This is a genomic window from Micromonospora sp. DT31 (genome assembly GCF_049841795.1).
GTDB lineage: Bacteria > Actinomycetota > Actinomycetes > Mycobacteriales > Micromonosporaceae > Micromonospora.
This window is the reverse complement of sequence record NZ_JBNCKZ010000036.1, coordinates 1-16093: the sequence shown is the minus strand read 5'-3', so window position 1 is coordinate 16093 and position 16093 is coordinate 1. Positions and strand designations below refer to the sequence as shown.

The 16093-nt window shown below is 71.7% G+C and carries 11 protein-coding genes; 2 read left to right on the top strand and 9 right to left on the bottom strand.

The genetic code is table 11. The annotated features are described in order from the left end of the window. Together ACLQ2X_RS27910 and ACLQ2X_RS27905 are read right to left on the bottom strand one after the other, a co-directional pair. On the bottom strand, positions 1-1232 hold a 1232-nt coding region (locus ACLQ2X_RS27910; RefSeq protein WP_425684061.1), incomplete at its 3' end, for an N-acetylmuramoyl-L-alanine amidase. Between the two features lie 20 nt (positions 1233-1252). After that, the gene (locus ACLQ2X_RS27905; RefSeq protein ID WP_425684060.1) at positions 1253-2698 is read right to left on the bottom strand and encodes an FG-GAP repeat domain-containing protein; all 1446 of its coding nucleotides are present in this window, start codon (positions 2696-2698) and stop codon (positions 1253-1255) included. Between the two features lie 237 nt (positions 2699-2935). On the opposite strand from ACLQ2X_RS27905, the gene ACLQ2X_RS27900 reads away from it, so the two are divergent. Then, positions 2936-4030 (top strand): LacI family DNA-binding transcriptional regulator, encoded by a 1095-nt coding sequence (locus ACLQ2X_RS27900; protein WP_425684059.1) that lies wholly within the window; start codon positions 2936-2938, stop codon positions 4028-4030. On the opposite strand, the gene ACLQ2X_RS27895 is transcribed toward ACLQ2X_RS27900, so the two are convergent. From ACLQ2X_RS27895 to ACLQ2X_RS27865, 7 genes are read right to left on the bottom strand one after another with little or no spacing between them, the layout of a single operon-like run. Further along, the gene (locus ACLQ2X_RS27895) at positions 4020-5654 is read right to left on the bottom strand and encodes a fucose isomerase (protein WP_425684058.1); all 1635 of its coding nucleotides are present in this window, start codon (positions 5652-5654) and stop codon (positions 4020-4022) included. The two genes, ACLQ2X_RS27900 and ACLQ2X_RS27895, sit on opposite strands and share 11 nt — an antisense overlap. A gap of 58 nt (positions 5655-5712) precedes the next feature. Continuing rightward, positions 5713-5883 carry a hypothetical protein gene (locus tag ACLQ2X_RS27890; RefSeq protein WP_425684057.1) on the bottom strand — a complete coding sequence of 57 codons (171 nt, stop codon included), beginning with the start codon at positions 5881-5883 and terminating at the stop codon, positions 5713-5715. A 26-nt stretch (positions 5884-5909) separates the two neighbouring features. Further along, positions 5910-6905: a substrate-binding domain-containing protein gene (locus ACLQ2X_RS27885; RefSeq protein ID WP_425684056.1), complete on the bottom strand. Its 996-nt coding sequence runs from the start codon at positions 6903-6905 to the stop codon at positions 5910-5912. 26 nt (positions 6906-6931) lie between these two features. Beyond that, complete coding sequence (locus ACLQ2X_RS27880; RefSeq protein ID WP_425684055.1) at positions 6932-8026, bottom strand: ABC transporter permease; 1095 nt, start codon at positions 8024-8026, stop codon at positions 6932-6934. Next, entirely contained in the window at positions 8023-9609 is a 1587-nt protein-coding gene (locus ACLQ2X_RS27875; RefSeq protein ID WP_425684054.1) for a sugar ABC transporter ATP-binding protein, read from the bottom strand. The genes ACLQ2X_RS27880 and ACLQ2X_RS27875 overlap by 4 nt, the downstream gene beginning before the upstream one ends. Next, on the bottom strand, positions 9606-11729 hold the full coding sequence (locus ACLQ2X_RS27870) for a family 43 glycosylhydrolase (protein ID WP_425684053.1): 2124 nt from the start codon (positions 11727-11729) through the stop codon (positions 9606-9608). Before ACLQ2X_RS27870 ends, ACLQ2X_RS27875 begins: the two co-directional genes overlap by 4 nt. Beyond that, the gene (locus ACLQ2X_RS27865) at positions 11729-15019 is read right to left on the bottom strand and encodes a DUF2961 domain-containing protein (protein ID WP_425684052.1); all 3291 of its coding nucleotides are present in this window, start codon (positions 15017-15019) and stop codon (positions 11729-11731) included. The genes ACLQ2X_RS27870 and ACLQ2X_RS27865 overlap by 1 nt, the downstream gene beginning before the upstream one ends. 391 nt (positions 15020-15410) lie before the next feature. On the opposite strand from ACLQ2X_RS27865, the gene ACLQ2X_RS27860 reads away from it, so the two are divergent. Beyond that, positions 15411-16093: M23 family metallopeptidase (locus tag ACLQ2X_RS27860; RefSeq protein ID WP_425684051.1), on the top strand; the 683-nt coding region annotated here is incomplete at its 3' end.

Sequence of the window (16093 nt, the reverse complement as noted above, 5' to 3'; positions counted from 1 at the left end):
TTGTTGCCGGTGGAGGTGGCGACGTAGGCGTCGGCGAGGGGGCTGTGGGTGAAGGTGACCACGTCGTCTTTGCCGTCGCCGTTGAAGTCGGTGGGTGACCCACCGAAATACCGCCCGGCCGCTCCCCCGCCGCCCTGGTTGACGAGCGAGATGTAGTAGTTCCAGTTCCAGTTCGGCCCCGGATCGGTGTGGTTGTTGCCCGGGATCTCGTTGTGTCCCTTGATGCCGGTGCGGTTCTTCGGAATGCCGTACTTGTCGCACAGGTAGCGGGTCAGCGCGGCCGAGGAGCGGTACATCGCGTCGGTGAACCACGCCGGGTTGTCCACGTAGCCCTCGTGCTCGATGCCGACGCCGTACGCGTTGCCACCCCGGGCGTGGTAGGCGGTGTCCCCCTCGCGGACCATCTGGGTGACCTCGCCGTTGCTGGACTTCACCACGTAGTGGGCGCTGACGCCCGACGACGGGTTCTGGAACCAGCTGATCGTTCCGGCGTAGGACCCCTGCGTGACGTGCAGGATCACGGTCGTGATCCGGCTGGACCGCCCGGCGCCGTAGTTGGCGCCGTTCGCCGCGACCCACCGGGCCGGCGGGTACTCCGGCACCGCGGCGGCGAGCGTGCGCGGGTCGGTGCCCGCCGGGTCCACCGTGGCGTAGCGGCCCCGCTCCGGCTCCGCCCGGTGTGCCCGCACCGGGACCGCGCCCGGGATGCCCCGCAGCAGCAGCTCGTAGACCCCGTCGGCGTACAGGCGGGCAGTGGCGTCGGTGGCCGCGCCGCCGTACGCCGCCACCACCGGGTACCAGGCGGTGACCCGGTCCCGGTCGGCGGCGGTCAACCCCTGTGCGTCGGCCAGTTCGCGCAGCACCGCGGCGCCGCCGCGGATGTTGGCCGGGGTGACAGTCTTCAGCCGAGCGACCGGCTCACCAGTCAACGCCGCCGCCCGTTCCAGGCTGTGTCGGGTCGGGTTGCTCACCAGGTGCATCACCCCGTAGCCGTTGGCCTGGCTCGGCTTGCCGTCGTGCCCATCCAGCCGGGACTCGCCGTAGCCGACCGCGACCAGCACGTCCCGGGGGACGTCGAACTCGCCCGCCGCCCGCACGAAGGCCGCGTCCAGCGGGCCGCGTGCCGCCGGTGCCGCGCTCGCCGGCGCCGGCTGGACCGCGACCGCGCCGACAAGCGCCGCGGCCAGCAGCGCGGTGCCGCCGCGCCGCCATTTCCGTCGTGTTCCGGCCACGGGGGCCTCCCATCCGGGCATCACAGGGTCGCCTCACCGTTGAGGCCGAAGAAGTCGTGCCATTTGCTGGAGGCACCGAACGTCGTGCCGGTGGACAACGCCACGTACACGTCGTTCGTGTTGCCCTTGGTGAAGACGATGAGGTCGTCCTTGCCGTCGCCGTTGGCGTCGCCGAGGTAGGGGAACTCACCGGGTAGGCAGAAGAAGTCGTGCCATTTGACGGTGGTGCCGACGAAACCACCGCCGGTGGAGGTGGCGGCGTAGACGTCGGCGTCGTTGTTGCAGGTGAAGGTGACGATGTCGTCCTTGCCGTCGCCGTTGATGTCGCCGACGCGGGGTTGTTCGGCGCCGACGGCGAACAGGTCGTGCCACTTCTGCGGGGCGCCGAAGGAGGTGCCGTTGGACAGGGCGATGATGACGTCGGAGGCGGAGGCTGGGCCTTGGGTGAAGGTGATGATGTCGTCCTTGCCGTCGCCGTTGACGTCGCCCAACGCGGGGAACTCCCCGGCGATGGAGAAGAAGTCGTGCCACTTCACCGCCGTGCCCACGAAGGACGATCCGTTCGACAGCGCCACGTACACGTCCGCCGTGCCGTTGTGGGTGAACGCGACGATGTCGTCCTTGCCGTCGCCGTTGACGTCACCGACGGCGGCGATCTCCGCTCCGGGGGCGAACCACTCGTGCCACTTGCCCGGTGACGTGAACGCCGACCCGTCGGACAACGCCACGTACACGTCGCCGGTGTTGCCGTGGGCGAACGTGACGATGTCGTCGCGGCCGTCGCCGTTGACGTCACCTGTCGACGCGGTCTCCCCGCCGATGGAGAAGAAGTCGTTCCACTTCACCGACGTCCCGGCGAAGCTGTTTCCGGTGGAGGTGCTCGCGTAGACGTCGGCGCCGGCATTCTGGGTGAAGGTGAGGATGTCGTCGCGGCCATCGCCGTTGACGTCGGTCGACGACCCGCCGGCCATGCCGTGCGTGCGCGCCGCCTGGTTGAGCAGCGTCCGCGCCGTCCCCGCCACCTGGTCGTACCGGTCGGGGAAGCCGGAGCGCTGTACGCACTGGGCGACCTGGCCGGCGGTGTAGCCGGGATTGTTGCGGTCGCAGGTGATCGCACGGCTGACGTACTGCTGGGTGGCGTAGACCGGGTCCATGATCTGCTCCCGGGTGCCCCACCCGTAGTCCCAGCGCTGCTGGAACACGCCCAGGCTGGACTTGTCACCACAGGGCAGGTTGTTCATGTGGGACTCGACCCACCCCGCCTCGAACGCGGAGAGCGTGACCTTGTCGTTCGCGTTGTACGACCGGGCCACCCGATAGACGATCAGGGTGATGGCGGGGTCGTGGTTGGCCGGGACCGACGGACAGGCGAGCGTGTCCATCGGTACGGCGGCGGCCGGGGCGCTGATCGCGGCGGCTGTGGCGGTGCAAAGCGCGACAAGCGTCGCCAGCAGATTTCGTCTCACCGTACTCCTCGGGGGTGTCGAAGAAGGACCGGAAGGTGGTGCCGTCGCGGTCCGCGGTGGGCGGGACCGGGGCGGCGTGGCAGGGGTGAGAAATCGATTGCTGACGAGTTTCGTAGTCATCGTCATCGATGTCAATAGCGCGGCTCGGCGGCAGGCACCGGAGTCCTACCCCGGCCGGAAATCGATTGCTTGACCGGTATACGATTTCAGACCCGGGCGACGGACAACGGGAGCGGGATGACCACCATCTACGACGTGGCGCGTCGCGCCGGCGTATCGCCCGCGACCGTCTCCCGGGTTCTCAACGGCCGCGCCTCCGTCGACCCGGACATGGCCGCCCGGGTGCGACAGGCCGCGCAGGACCTCGACTACCGGCCGAACGCGGTCGCCCGCAGCCTGCGCCGGAGCCGGACCAGCCTCTGGGCGGTGATCATCTCCGACATCGGAAACCCGTTCTTCACCGCGATGGTCCGGGGCGTCGAGGACGTGGCACAGGAAGCCGGCTTCTCCGTCGTGCTGTGCAACGGCGACGAGGACCCGGAGAAGGAGGCCCGGTACGTCGCGGCGGCGCTCGGCGAGCGGATGGCCGGAGTGATCATTTCCTCCTCCGGTCGGCCCGCCCTGATCAAGCGGCTGGTGCAGGCGGGCATCCCCGTCGTGGCCATCGACAGGCAACCGGCCGGCGTCGAGGTGGACACGGTGCTCGTGGACAACACCCACGGAGCCGAGTCGGCCACCGCCCACTTGGTGGACAGCGGCTACCGGCGGATCGCCTGCATCACCGGCCCTCGCCGGATCTCCACCGCGCTGCAACGACTGCGCGGTTACCGCGCGGCGCTGCGGTCGAGCGGTCGACAGGTGACGGAGGACCTGATCCGGCACGCCGACTTCCGCGAGGAGGGCGGCTACCGGGCGATGGCGTCACTGCTGGCGAACGCCGAGCCGCCCGACGCGGTGTTCGCCGCCAACAACCTGATGACCGTGGGCGCCGTCGAGTGCCTGGTGGACAACGGCATCGGCGTACCGGACCAGTTCGGCATCGTCGGGTTCGACGACATCCCGTGGGCACACCTGGTCCGGCCCTCGCTGAGCACCGTCGCGCAGCCCACCTACGAGCTGGGCCGGACGGCGGCGACGCTGCTTGTCGACCGGATCGCCGACCCGGCCAGGTCGACCTCGACCGTGGTGCTCCGCACCGAGCTGCGAATACGCGAAAGCTCGGCCCCGTCCGCCGGGCGGCGGCGCCATGCCACCAACCGCCCCCGGCCGCGCGGCACGGTCGACGGGCGGGGCACCGAGTCGCCGACCGTCTCCGGCCCGCTCAGATCGTGACCGCACCGCACAGGTGGACCTGGACACCCAGTTCGACGAAGAAGGCGGCCTTGACCCGCAACGCCCGGTCGGCGCTCTCGGCGTCGGGCGCGTAGACGACGTTCACGTGGTTGGCCCGGTGCCGGGCCATCAACTGGTCGCGGTCCACGCCGTGCAGCACCGCGTGCATGATCGGCCACTGCGGGGTGGTGGCGTCCAACCGACGCCGGGTTTCCGCCTCGGGCAACTCCACCACGGTGCCGCGACCGAGGTCCACGTGCAGGCCGCCGTCCATCACGAACACCCGCGACCAGACGATCTCTCCCGGCCTCGACACGCCGCTGAGGGTGCCGCCGCCGAGCGGGAAGTACATCGGCGGCTGACGCATGCTGTACGACCGGTCGTAGCCACCGTTGTGCGACGCCGGCACCGAGCCGGAGATCTCGAAGACCCAGACGAAGTGCTCGCCGTACTGCTCTCCCCAGCGGATGTCGTGCAACGTGGTGGCCGGGTCGAACCCCATCGCGGTCCAGATCCGGTTGGTGACCAGGGAGTCCACCGCCACACCCTCGTCGACCTCGTTGAAGTGCGGCAACGCCACACCCGGGTACAACTCCCGCGTGCCGTCGCGGCTGGTCACCGGCGGACGCGACACGTTGTTCAGCAGCCCTTCGGCCAGGTCACTGGCCGGCACGGTGTCCTTCAGTCCCTGCTGGTACTGGATCCCCACCGCGTCCAGGCCGAAGTCGTCGGCGATACGCAGCGCCGCGATGTACATCCGGCACTGGCTGAGCAGTTGGGCGTGGGTCAGTTCGGTGGCCTCGTCCGTGCCGGTGTGGAACGTCATCCCCGCCGCGTCGAGCCAGCCGAGCACCGCGCGCGCCTCCCCATCCGGCACCCGCGCCATCTCCGCCACCAGTGTGCTCTGCGAGAGACGTTCCTTGAAGATGCCGAGCGGGTTGAGCATCTCGTCGTCGATGATGGCGTTGTACATGCCCATGCAGCCCTCGTCGAAGACGCCGATGATGGCCCGTTCGGTGACGAGCTGCCGGGCCAGCGCCACGCCGAGTTCGACCTCCGGGTCCGACGCCAGCGTCGGCAGCGGGCGTACATGACTCTCGTCGTGCACCAGCTCCCCGGTCTCCAGCCACTTCTTCAGGCCGTCGCGCGCCCACTCGTCGGTGAAGTCCTCGCTCCACAACGTCGAGTACGGCACGCCGGCCTTGGTCAGGCTGCCGGCGAGGTTGAGCAGACCCACCAGCCCCGGATATTGCCCGCTCCAGTTGGCGACCAGCAGGATCGGCCCGCGGTGGGCGCGCAGCCCGGCGAGCACGTGGTGGCTGTACTGCCACACCGCCTCGACCACGACGAGCGGGGCGTCGGCGGGGATCGTCCGGAAGGCCTCGATCCCGGCCCGTTGGCTGTCCAGGAACCCGTGCCCGACGACCGGGTCGACGGCGTGGCCCCGCCGGGTCTGCCAGCCGAGCGCGGTGACGGCGGTGGCAAGGTCGTCCTCCAGTTTCCGCTGGGTGGGCCAGCAGGTGACGTTGGCGCTGAGCCGCAGGTCGCCGCTGGCGACGGTGTAGACGGTGTGGGGCGGTGCGGTCGGCGGCTCGACCGGCACAGGCAGGATGTAACGGGTCATGGGGCGCTCCCTCGGCTGGCGGGCGGTGGGCGGGGCGGGACGTGCCCGGCAGGCGTTCCTACCGGGCGACCAGGAAGGCGGCACCGAAGCCGGCGCCGATGGGCCGGGCCGGGATCTGGTGGCTGAGCCCGGTGATGTCGGAGACGGTCCACGGCCGGTACCGGTCCTGGACCTCGGTGTCGTAACGGCGTGCCGCTGGCCCCCACCGCCAGCATCCCGACGTCCACACTCACGCTCCGCAGTCCCGGGCCCCGATCAGAGGCCGCCGAGCTTCGTGTACGCCTCGGCGGCGTTGTCCTTGGTGATCCGCATAGTGTCCAGGGTGGTGCTGCGCGGGACGTCGGTGTCGCAGTCGACCAGGAGCTTGCGGGCCAGCTCGACGGCTTCCCGACCGCCGGTGGCGTACTGGAACGTCGCGGCGAGGCGGCCCTGCTCGACGGCCTTGATCCCGCCGGAGGGCACCGGCAACGCGTCGATACCGGTGAACTTGATCCCGCGCTCCATCCCGGCCGCCTTCGCCGCGAGGTAGGCGCCCTCGGCCATGGGGTCGTTGTGCGCGTAGACCGCGGCGACGTCCGGGTGGGCCTTGAGCAGCGCGTCGGCGACGGACTGTCCCTTCTCCCGCAGCCAGTCACCGGGCTGGGACGCGACGACCTGGATCTTCGGGTTGCCGGCGATGCCGTCGCGGAACCCCTTGGCGCGCTCGGCGGCGGGCGTCGAACCGGGCAGCCCGGCGATCTCGATCACCTTGCCGCCGTCGGGCAGCAGGGTGGTGGCGTAGAACTCGCCGGCCGCCTTGCCGATCGCCACGTTGTCGCCGCCGACGAACGCGGTGTACGCCTCGCCCTCGACCTTGCGGTCCAGCACGATCACCGGCACGCCCCGGTCGTACGCCTTCTTCACCACGGCGGTGAGCGGCTTGGCCTCGTTGGGCGAGATGACCAACAGGTTGATCTTCTGGGTGAGGAAGTTCTCCACGTCGGCGACCTGCTTGCTGTTGTCCTGCGCCGCGTCGGCCACCACCACGCGGAAGCCGGGCACCGCCTTCGCCGCCGTCTGCACGTCGTTGTTCATCACCTGCCGGTACGGCTCGGCGTTGTTGGCCTGGGACATACCGATCAGGAAGTCCTTACCCGCGCCGCAGGCAGCGGCCTTCCCGGCGTCGTCGGAGGGCTTTTCGACGCTGCACCCCGTCGCCGCCGCCAGCGCGCCGGTGACCAGCAGCGCGAGCACCGTGGTTCGCTTGTTCATCGGATGGCTCCTCGAAGTCGGTTCGGTCAGGCGATGCCGCGACGCAACTTCTGCAGGGCAGCCGCGAGCACGATCACCAGCCCTTTGATCAGCAGTTGGACGTTGGCGTCGATGTTGTTGAGCGCGAGGATGTTGTTGAGGATGCCGAGCAGCAGCGCGCCGGCCAGCGTGCCGCCCATCGAGCCGGCACCGCCGGCCAGGCTGGTGCCGCCGATCACCACCGCGGCGATCGCGTCCAGTTCGTACCCGGCCCCGTCGTTCGGGCTGCCCTGGTTGAGCTGTCCGGCGTGGATCACACCGGCCACCGCCGCCAGGAGGCCGGCGACGGCGAACACGGCCACCTTGACCCGGGTGACCGGGACACCGGAGAGCCGGGCCGCCTTCTCGTTGCCGCCGATCGCGTAGACGTGCCGGGCGAACGCGGTCGTCCGCAGCACGACGATCGCGGCCACCCCGATGCCGACGAAGATCCCCGCAGGCACCGGGAGGACCCCGTTGACGGAGCCGTTGAGCAGTTCGAAGCCGGGTGGGGCCTGCTGCGGGCCGTCGCCGTAGGCGATCGGGATGCCGAGGCCACCGGACCAGATCCGGGCGATGCCCCGGGCGACCTGGAGGCCGGCGAGGGTGACGATGAACGACTGGATGCCGAGGCGGGCCACCGCGTACCCCTGCACCGCGCCGAACAGCGCGCCGATCGCGAGCACCGCGGCGACCGCGGGCAGGATGCCCAGACCCGAGTCGACCATAAGCGTCGCGGTGCCCACGGCCGACAGCCCGAGGATGGCGCCGACCGAGAGGTCGATGCCGCCCAGCAGGACGACGAACGTCATGCCGATCGCGATGATGCCGATCTCCGACACCGCGCGGACGATGTTGCCGAGGTTGCCGGCGGTCAGGAACAGGATCTCGCCGTCGCGGCGGGGTGAGGCGAGGACGGCGACCACGAAGACCACGAACAACGCGAACAGACTCTGCACGGCGAAGAGCCGCTCGACCAGTTCCCGGCGGCTGCGCGGCCGGTGCAGCCACCGGACGGTGGCACCCCGCAACCCGAGCGTGCCGGCGGCGGGCGCCGCCTGCGCCACGCCCGGCTCCGGCGGCGGTACGCGGGTGTCGGTCATCGTTCGTCCCTTCCGGCGGTCGCTCCGCCCATCGCCGCCGCGAGGATGTCCTCGCCGGTGCAGCCGTCGGCGGGCAGGTCGGCCACCGCGCGACCACCGCGCAGCACCACCACCCGGTCACACACGCCGAGCAGCTCGGGCAGTTCGGAGGAGGCCAGCAGGATCCCCATGCCGTCGTCGGCGAGCCGGCGCAACAGCCGGTAGATCTCGGCCTTCGCCCCGACGTCGACACCGCGGGTCGGTTCGTCCAGCAGGAGCAGCCGCGGCTCGGTGAGCAGCTGACGGGCGAAGACCACCTTCTGCTGGTTGCCGCCGGAGAGAGCCCCGACCGGGGTGGCCGCCGACGACGTCTTGATAGCCAGGTCGGTCGTCGTCCGCCGGACCGCGGCGCGTTCCCGCTCGCGTCTGACGAACCCGGCGGACGTCATCCGGCCCAGCGCGGCCAGCACGATGCTCCGGCCGACCGGGTGGTCGAGGACGAGCGCCGACCCGCGCCGGTCCTCGGGGACGAACCCGACGCCGGCCCGAAGCGCGGCGCGCGGGTGGCGGGGAGCGTACGGCCGACCGGCCAGCCGGACCGCGCCGGTGCGCCGGCCGGCCGATCCCGCGCCGAACAACGTTTCCAACAGCTCGGTACGCCCGGCGCCCATCAGCCCGGCCAGGCCGACGATCTCGCCGGCCCGCACGGTCAGGCTCACCCCGGCCGGTTCGCACCGGCCGGGCCGGTGGGCCCGGGGTCGTACCGCCAGGTCGGCGACGTCGAGCACGGGCTCCCGGCCGGCGGACACCGGTCGCCGGTCGCCGGCCCTCGCCGAAGGCTGGAAGATCGAGCCGGCGCGCGGGCCGACCATCATCGCGATGATCTCCCGGCGGTCCATCCGGCCGGCCGGGGCCACCCCGGCGACCGAACCGTTGCGCAGCACCGTCGCGCGGTCGGCGACGACCTCGATCTCCTCCATCCGGTGCGAGATGTAGACGATCCCCACGCCCCGCCGGCGCAGCCCGTCGATCGTGGCGAACAGCCGCCGCACCTCCTCGTCGGCGAGGGCGGCGGTCGGCTCGTCCATGACCAGCACCCGGGCGTCCAGGGCGAGCGCCTTGGCGATCTCGACGAGCTGCTGCTCCCCGACGCGCAACGAGCCCACCGGCCGGCGCGGGTCGATGTCCGCCCCGAGCCGGCCCAGGCACTCGCGGGCGGTACGCGCCGCCGCCCGCCGGTCGACGGTCCGCACCCGGGTCCGGGGTTCCCGGCCGAGCACCAGGTTCTCCGCCACCGACAACCCGGGCACCAGGTCGAGCTCCTGGTGGATGGTCGCGATGCCGGCGGCCTGGGCGGCGGCCGGCCCGGTGAACCGCACCGCCGCCCCGTCGACCGCGACCTGCCCCTCGTAGTCGGTGATCACCCCGGACAGGATGTTGATCAGGGTGGACTTGCCCGCACCGTTCTCGCCCAGCAGCGCGTGGACCTCACCGGCCCGCACGTCGAAGGCGACACCGTCGAGGGCCACCACGCCGCCGAACCGTTTCCCCACACCGGTCATGGCGACCACCACCCGGCCGTTCGCGCCACCCTCGGTCGTCATGGCACCGCGTTGATCGCGGCGTGGGCCGTATCGGCGAACGGAACATCCCGCCGGACCCCACTCGCCACCATCCGCCAGGTCCCGCCCGCGTACTGCCCCGGCCCCCAGGACAGGCCGCCGTTGCGCCACAACGGTTGCCAGGCCGCCATCGCGTGACCGGCGTCGTACCAGGTGTTGTCGCCGCGCCAGGCCGAACCCCACCGGTGCACCGCGACCAGCGAGAGCCCGTCGCCTGTGGACATCGTCCAGCGCGGCATGCCTGTGACGTCGCCGGTCGGGCGGGCCTCCACCTCCGTGTCCCCGACCATCGGCGACGCGCCGTCGAGGTTGAACGCCACCTCCCACACCGCCGCGGTCGGCCACCCGTTGACCGACCAGGTGACGTCGCTCTGCAACCCGGAGCCGCTCCAGCGGGGCGCCACCGTGAGCAACCAGTCGGCGGTGACCGGCTCGTCGCCGAACGGGATGCCGACCAGGTTGATCCGGGAGCCGTCGGCCGACACGTCGACCCGGGCCGGCGCGCCGGCCCGGTCGGTCACGTCGAACCGGCCGACCGCCAGATAGGGACCGGTGCCGCGGTGCGACGAGTCGAGCGCCCGCCGGTAGTTACCGCCGCCGGCCGGGTCCACGGCCAGTTCGGCGATGCGGGTGTTCGGCCAGGTCCGCACGTCGGCGCGGAGGAAACCGGTGGTGACCGTGTAGCCGCGGGCCACCGGCCCGGTGGACCAGGTCAGCGGCGCCAGCCACAGGCCGCCCTGCCCCCACCCGGCGTGGCTGATGAACCAGTTCGAGCCGTCCACCACGACCTCGGCGGCGTGCGCGTCAAGCACCGTCACCTTCTCCGCGCCGTCGAAGCGCAACGGGTCACGACTGCGGTAGACGGCGGTGCGGCGGTACGCGGCGCCGTAGTCCGTGCCGTCACAGCAGACGAAGAGATACCACCAGTCCCCCCGGCGTACCACGTACGGCGACTCGGTCTGCCCACCGGCCTGCCCGACGTACGGCGACGTGTAGGCGGTCGCGCGGGCGCTCCAGGTACGCAGGTCGGTGCTGGTCCGGTACGCCACGATGTGGTTGCCGCCGGACGCCCCGGACGTCGCCGTGTAGTACATCACCCAGCGGTCGCCGACCCGGGTCACCATTGGGTCGCGGGCCTCCCACCCGTCGGTGAACAGCGGGTTGGCCGGGCTGCGGGTCCAGGTGAACATGTCCGTCGAGGTGGCCAGGTGCATCCGGTACCGGGAGTAGTCCGAACTGCCGGCCGCGTAGTACATGTAGTAGACGCCGTTGTGGTGCACCACGTGCGGTGCCCAGATCCACTGCTCGCCGGCCCGGGAGTCGGCGACCAGCGCCACCGGCCGTTTCGTCCACGGACCGGTCGGGGTCGGCGCCGTGGCGTGCCCGAAGACCTTTTCGTCCTGCGGCGCCCCGGGTTCGGCGTGGGTGATGCCGAACAGGTGCCAGACGCCGGTCTGCTCGTGCCGCACCAGCGTGTGGTCGTTGTAGTACCAGTTCGTCGATTCCCCGACGCTCGGGTCGTAGACACGCGTCAGGCCGCCCCGCGCCGGTGTCTCACCGAGCAGTTCATACGGCGTGGTGGTGACCGCCGCCAGCGGGCCGACGCGACGCAGGCTCACCGTGTCGAGTCCGGCGAAGAAGCCGGTCGAGGCCCCGGAGCGGCCGGTCACGGTGATCGTGAGGCGGTGGGTGCCGGCCGCGAGCGACGCCGAGCCCAGCGGCTGCGCCCCGGTGCGCTGCACGCTGCCCGCGTACCCGTCGAAGAGCTGGCCGACCGCCACCCCGTCGACGGCGAAGCGCAGCGTGCCGTAGTCACCGGCGCGGGTGAGCACCGCACCGAGGTCGTACTGTCCGGCGGGCACCGAGGGCAGGGTGAGCGTGACCGAGTCACCGGCCCGGCCGGCGCGCAGCCACAGTTGCCGGCCACCCGACCAGCTCACCCCGCAGCAGTCGGCCTGCGCCTCCACGGGAGCGGTGGCGGAGACGATCGCGAGCGACTCGGCTTCGACCCGTACCGGGTCGTCGGCGGCGGCCGGTCCCGCCGGGACGGCCGTCAGGGCCGCCCCGAGCAGGAGCACCGCGAGCACACGGCGGGCGCGCATCACGACACGCTCGGACGGGGCAGGTCGGCACCGGGGGCGAACTGGTCGTGCCACCGGTTGGCTGTCGGCCCGAAGAGTCCGCCGGTGGACAGTGACACGTACACGTCGGCGGTCAGGCCCCTGGTGAAGCGCACCACGTCCGCCCGTCCGTCGCCGTTGAAGTCACCCACCCCCGGCAGGTCGTCGCCGACGGCGAAGTTGTCATGCCACTTCCAGGCGTTCTGCACGAAGCGGGTGCCGTCGGACAGCGACACGAACACGTCCCCGGCCGAACCCCGGGTGAACGTCACGATGTCGTCGCGGCCGTCACCGTCCACGTCGCCCAGCGCCGGCAGTTCGTTGCCCAGGGCGAAGCTGTCGTGCCACTTCCAGCCGTCCTCCACGAAGCGGGTGCCGTCGGACAGCGACACGAACACGTCCCCGGCCGAACCCCGGGTGAACGTCACGATGTCGTCGCGGCCGTCACCGTCCACGTCGCCCACCGCCGGAAACTCGTTGCCCAGGGCGAAGTGGTCGTGCCACTTGATGCCGGGTCCGAAGCCCGAGCCGGTGGACAGCGCCACGTAGACGTCGGCGCTGTCGCCGCGGGTGAAGGTGATGATGTCGGTACGCCCGTCTCCGTTGACGTCGCCGACCGCGGGGATCTCGCTGCCGACGGCGAAGAAGTCGTGCCACTTCACCCCGGCGGCGTAACCGGAGCCGGTGGAGAGCCCCACCCAGACGTCGGCGGCGTCGCCCCGGGTGAAGGTGATGATGTCGGCACGCCCGTCACCGTTGACGTCGCCGGTGAGCGGCACCTCCGCGTCCACCGCGAAGAAGTCGTTCCAGATCCGGCCGTCCGGCACGAAGCGGGTGCCGTCGGAGAGGGAGGTGTAGACGTCGGCGGCGGGGCCCCGGGTGAAGTCGATCGCGTCGTCACGCCGGTCACCGTTGGCGTCGCTGGTGTTGCGGGCGCGGGTGGTGGCCGACACCTCGACCGAGGGGGCCGCGGTGTTGCCCGCTCCGTCGACGGCGACGACCCGGTAGTAGCGGGTCTGGCCGGCCGGCAGCGGACCGTGCCGGAACGCCGTGGCGCGGGTGGTGCCGACCAGGTTGGCGGCGGTGATGACGACTCCCGGCGTCCGGGAGGCGTAGATCCGGTAGGAGACCGCGCCGACGTCGTCGGCGGAGGGCGACCAGCTCAGGCCGAGCGCGTGGACCCGCCCGCCGCCCAGCGCGAGGCCGGCGACCGTGGTCGGGGCGGTGGTGTCGGTGAACGGTGCCACCATGCTGTCGGCGAGGTAGCGGGCGGCGGTCCAGGCCGGCGTGGCCACTGCCGGTGTGAGCCGGACCGTCACCGTCGACCGGCCCGCCGTCAGGGCCGCGGGCAGGACGAACTCGTCGGCCAGCCAGCGTTGCCTGTCGTTGCCCAGGGGCTGGAGCCACACGCCGGCCGGGGTGCCGTCCACCGAGACGGCGGCCTGCTGGTAGCCGCCGGCCTGGTCACCGTGGCGACGCAGCCGCACCCCCTGGTTGGCCGGGTCGACCGCGAGCCGGAAGCTCACCGGGTCGGCGGTGGCGCGGACCTGGCCGGTCTGGGGAAGGTTGTCGTCGTCGCCTTCGAAGGCCGAGGTGAGCGTGGCCTGGGTCGCCGAGTCGGTGTAGGCGTGCGCGGCGCGGCTGGCCGCGTCGCCGGTGACGATCGTGTCGGTCCGGCGGGTGGTGACCGTGGGCTGGGTGTAAAGGAACGCGGTCGAGGCGTACTCGGCCGGCATGTCGTTGGCCGGGCCGTGCTCGATGCCGAACCGCAGCGCGCTGCCGTAGCTGACCGCGTCTCCGATCATCAGCCGGTACGCGGCGTCGCACTCGTCGACGCAGCCGCCGCCGCGCACCAGGTGGGCGGTGTTGCCGGTGAAGACGCCGCTGTACTCGCCGCGGTTGAAGTACCAGCCCGACTCGTAGAAGTCCTCGGTGCCGGTGCCGTGGATCTGCGGCGTCGGTGACCCGTCGACGTACACCCGCTCGTCGCCTTCGAGGTAGTTGCGGGTGTTCCCGCCGATGATGTGGCCGCGCATGGTGTGCGAGACACCCACGAAGCGGCCCCGCCCGGACTGGTCGGCGATGGTCCAGTCGGCGCCGCCGACCGTCTCCGCGCGTCGCGACTGGGTGGTGAAGTAGCCGGCGCTGCCGTCGGAGGCGAGGCGTTGGGTCAGCTCGGTGTTCGGCGCCGAGGTCACCTCCACCTGGACGCCGCTGACGGTCGCGCTCGTCGTGTTGGCCAGGGTGACGGAGGCGGCGCTGCGGAAGGGCATCGGCCACCAGGCGCTGTACCAGCCGCCGGGGGCCGGGTCCATGGCGAACATCAGCGACCGGACGGTGCGCTCACCCAGCCCGCCGCCGAAGAACTCGCCCACCGGGCTGTCCACGGTGGCCCGGCCGTCGAAGGTCATCCGCAGCCGCAGGCCGGCGAGCCCCGGCGCGCTGGCGGCGGCGTCGGGTACGCGCAGCCGCAGGGCGGTGATGGCACGTGGTCCGGTCAGGTTGGCCAGCGACACCTGCCCCCGCGCTGGGGCGGTGACGGTGGCGCGCGTGGTGGAGGCGCCGGCCTGCGCCGGCTTCGGGTCGCGGGTGCCGGCGCCGCGCAGCAGGTTGATCACGTCGGTGGCGGCGTCGGCCGGGTCGAACCGGGTGACCCCGGCGGCGTCGGCGAACGTGCGGTAGGTGACGTGGTGGAACAGCGGGTTGTACTGCGTGGTGATCCGCATCGACTCGCGGTAGGGCATGGGCACCTTGATGGTGACGCCGCCGGAGGTCTGGTCGGCGTTGCTGACCAGCGGCGCGACGAACGGGCTGCCCACGCGGCCGTCGACCAGGTCCTGAAGGTTGGCGTTGACGACCACGACGCCGTCGAGTTCGACGCGGATCCAACCGGTCGCGCGGACGTTGCCGCTGTCGCGGGTGAACCAGATCGACTGCACCTCGCCGGGCCCGCGCGCCTCGGCGATCACGCAGCCGTCGAGTTGCCGCAGGCACGACCAGGTGCCGACGAACCCGTCGTCGTTTGACCCGTCGCGGCCGAAGCTGGAGAACTGGTGGGTGCGCGTGCCGCCGGCCAGCTCGGGAAGCCGGTCGAGCCGCCGGTAGGCGTCCCATCCGACCGGCCCCCTGTCGTCGGCCACGGCCACGGCGGCGGGGGGCGCGGCGGCGGGCGTGGCGGCGGCGGGTCGGGCGGCGGCGCTGGTCGCGGGCGTGGCCACGGCCAGCAACGCCGCCGCGACGACGCCGAGCCAGCGGGGGAAACGAGTCCTCATCGGGGTCCCTTCCGAGCAGCCACGAAAGCCGAGAAATCGATTGCTGGCGAGTTAACTGCCCGACTTCCACGCTTGTCAATACCTTCCGGCCGGCTTTCCCCCGGAGGCAGGAATCTTCCCGGTTCGGCACCGGCGCGCGGCGGGCGGCAGTCCCAGGCAGAGCCGGTTCTGAAGGAAGTTTTCCGCCGATACGACGATCGCGGCGGGTATTGACAGACTCCGAACCGGGCGGTTTCACTTCTCCTCAGCGACGCCCGTCCCGCACCTCGGGACGCGACGTGGCCCTTCTCCCGACGCGAACTGCCAGGGCCTCCCCCAACGGTGACACCTGTCCCTGCCCCGCCGCGCCCTCGCACCGATCAGGCCATCTTCCTCAATCAGGAGTCGCCGCATGTCCAGATTCCCGGCACGTGCCGCCCGGCGCACCCTCGTCGCACTGCTCACCCTGGTCGCCGCCACCCTCACCGCGGTGGTGTCCGCCCCGTCGCCCGCGCTCGCCGCGCCGAACTTCAAGGCGCCCTTCCCGTGCGGGCAGCGGTGGACCTACAGCCATCACAGCGCCGAGGTGCGCCAGGCGTTGGACTTCGTCCGGGCCGACGGTGGCGCCACCGGTGGCACCCCGCAACTGGCCTCGGCTGCCGGCGTCGCCCGTCGCTACTCCCAGCCCAGCGGGGCCGGCAACTACATCGTCATCGACCACGGTGGCGGGTGGACCACGTACTACTTCCACCTCACCGCCTACTCCGTGCCCGACGGCGCGTACGTGCAGCAGGGCCAGCAGATCGGCATCACCGGCAGCACCGGCAACTCCTCCGGCGCGCACGTGCACTACGAACAGCTCTACAACGGCGTCGGGCAGACGATCGTGATCAACGGAGTGTCGCTCGCCCCGTACCCGGGCCAGTACAACCAGCGGTACCTGGTCAGCGACAACTGCGGGCAACCGCAACCGACTCCGGCGCGGTACTACGCGGGGTCACCCACCGACTTCAACGGTGACGGCAAAGACGACGTGGTCACCTTCACCCACAGCCCCCTCGCCGACGCCTACGTCGCCACCTCCACCGGCAACAA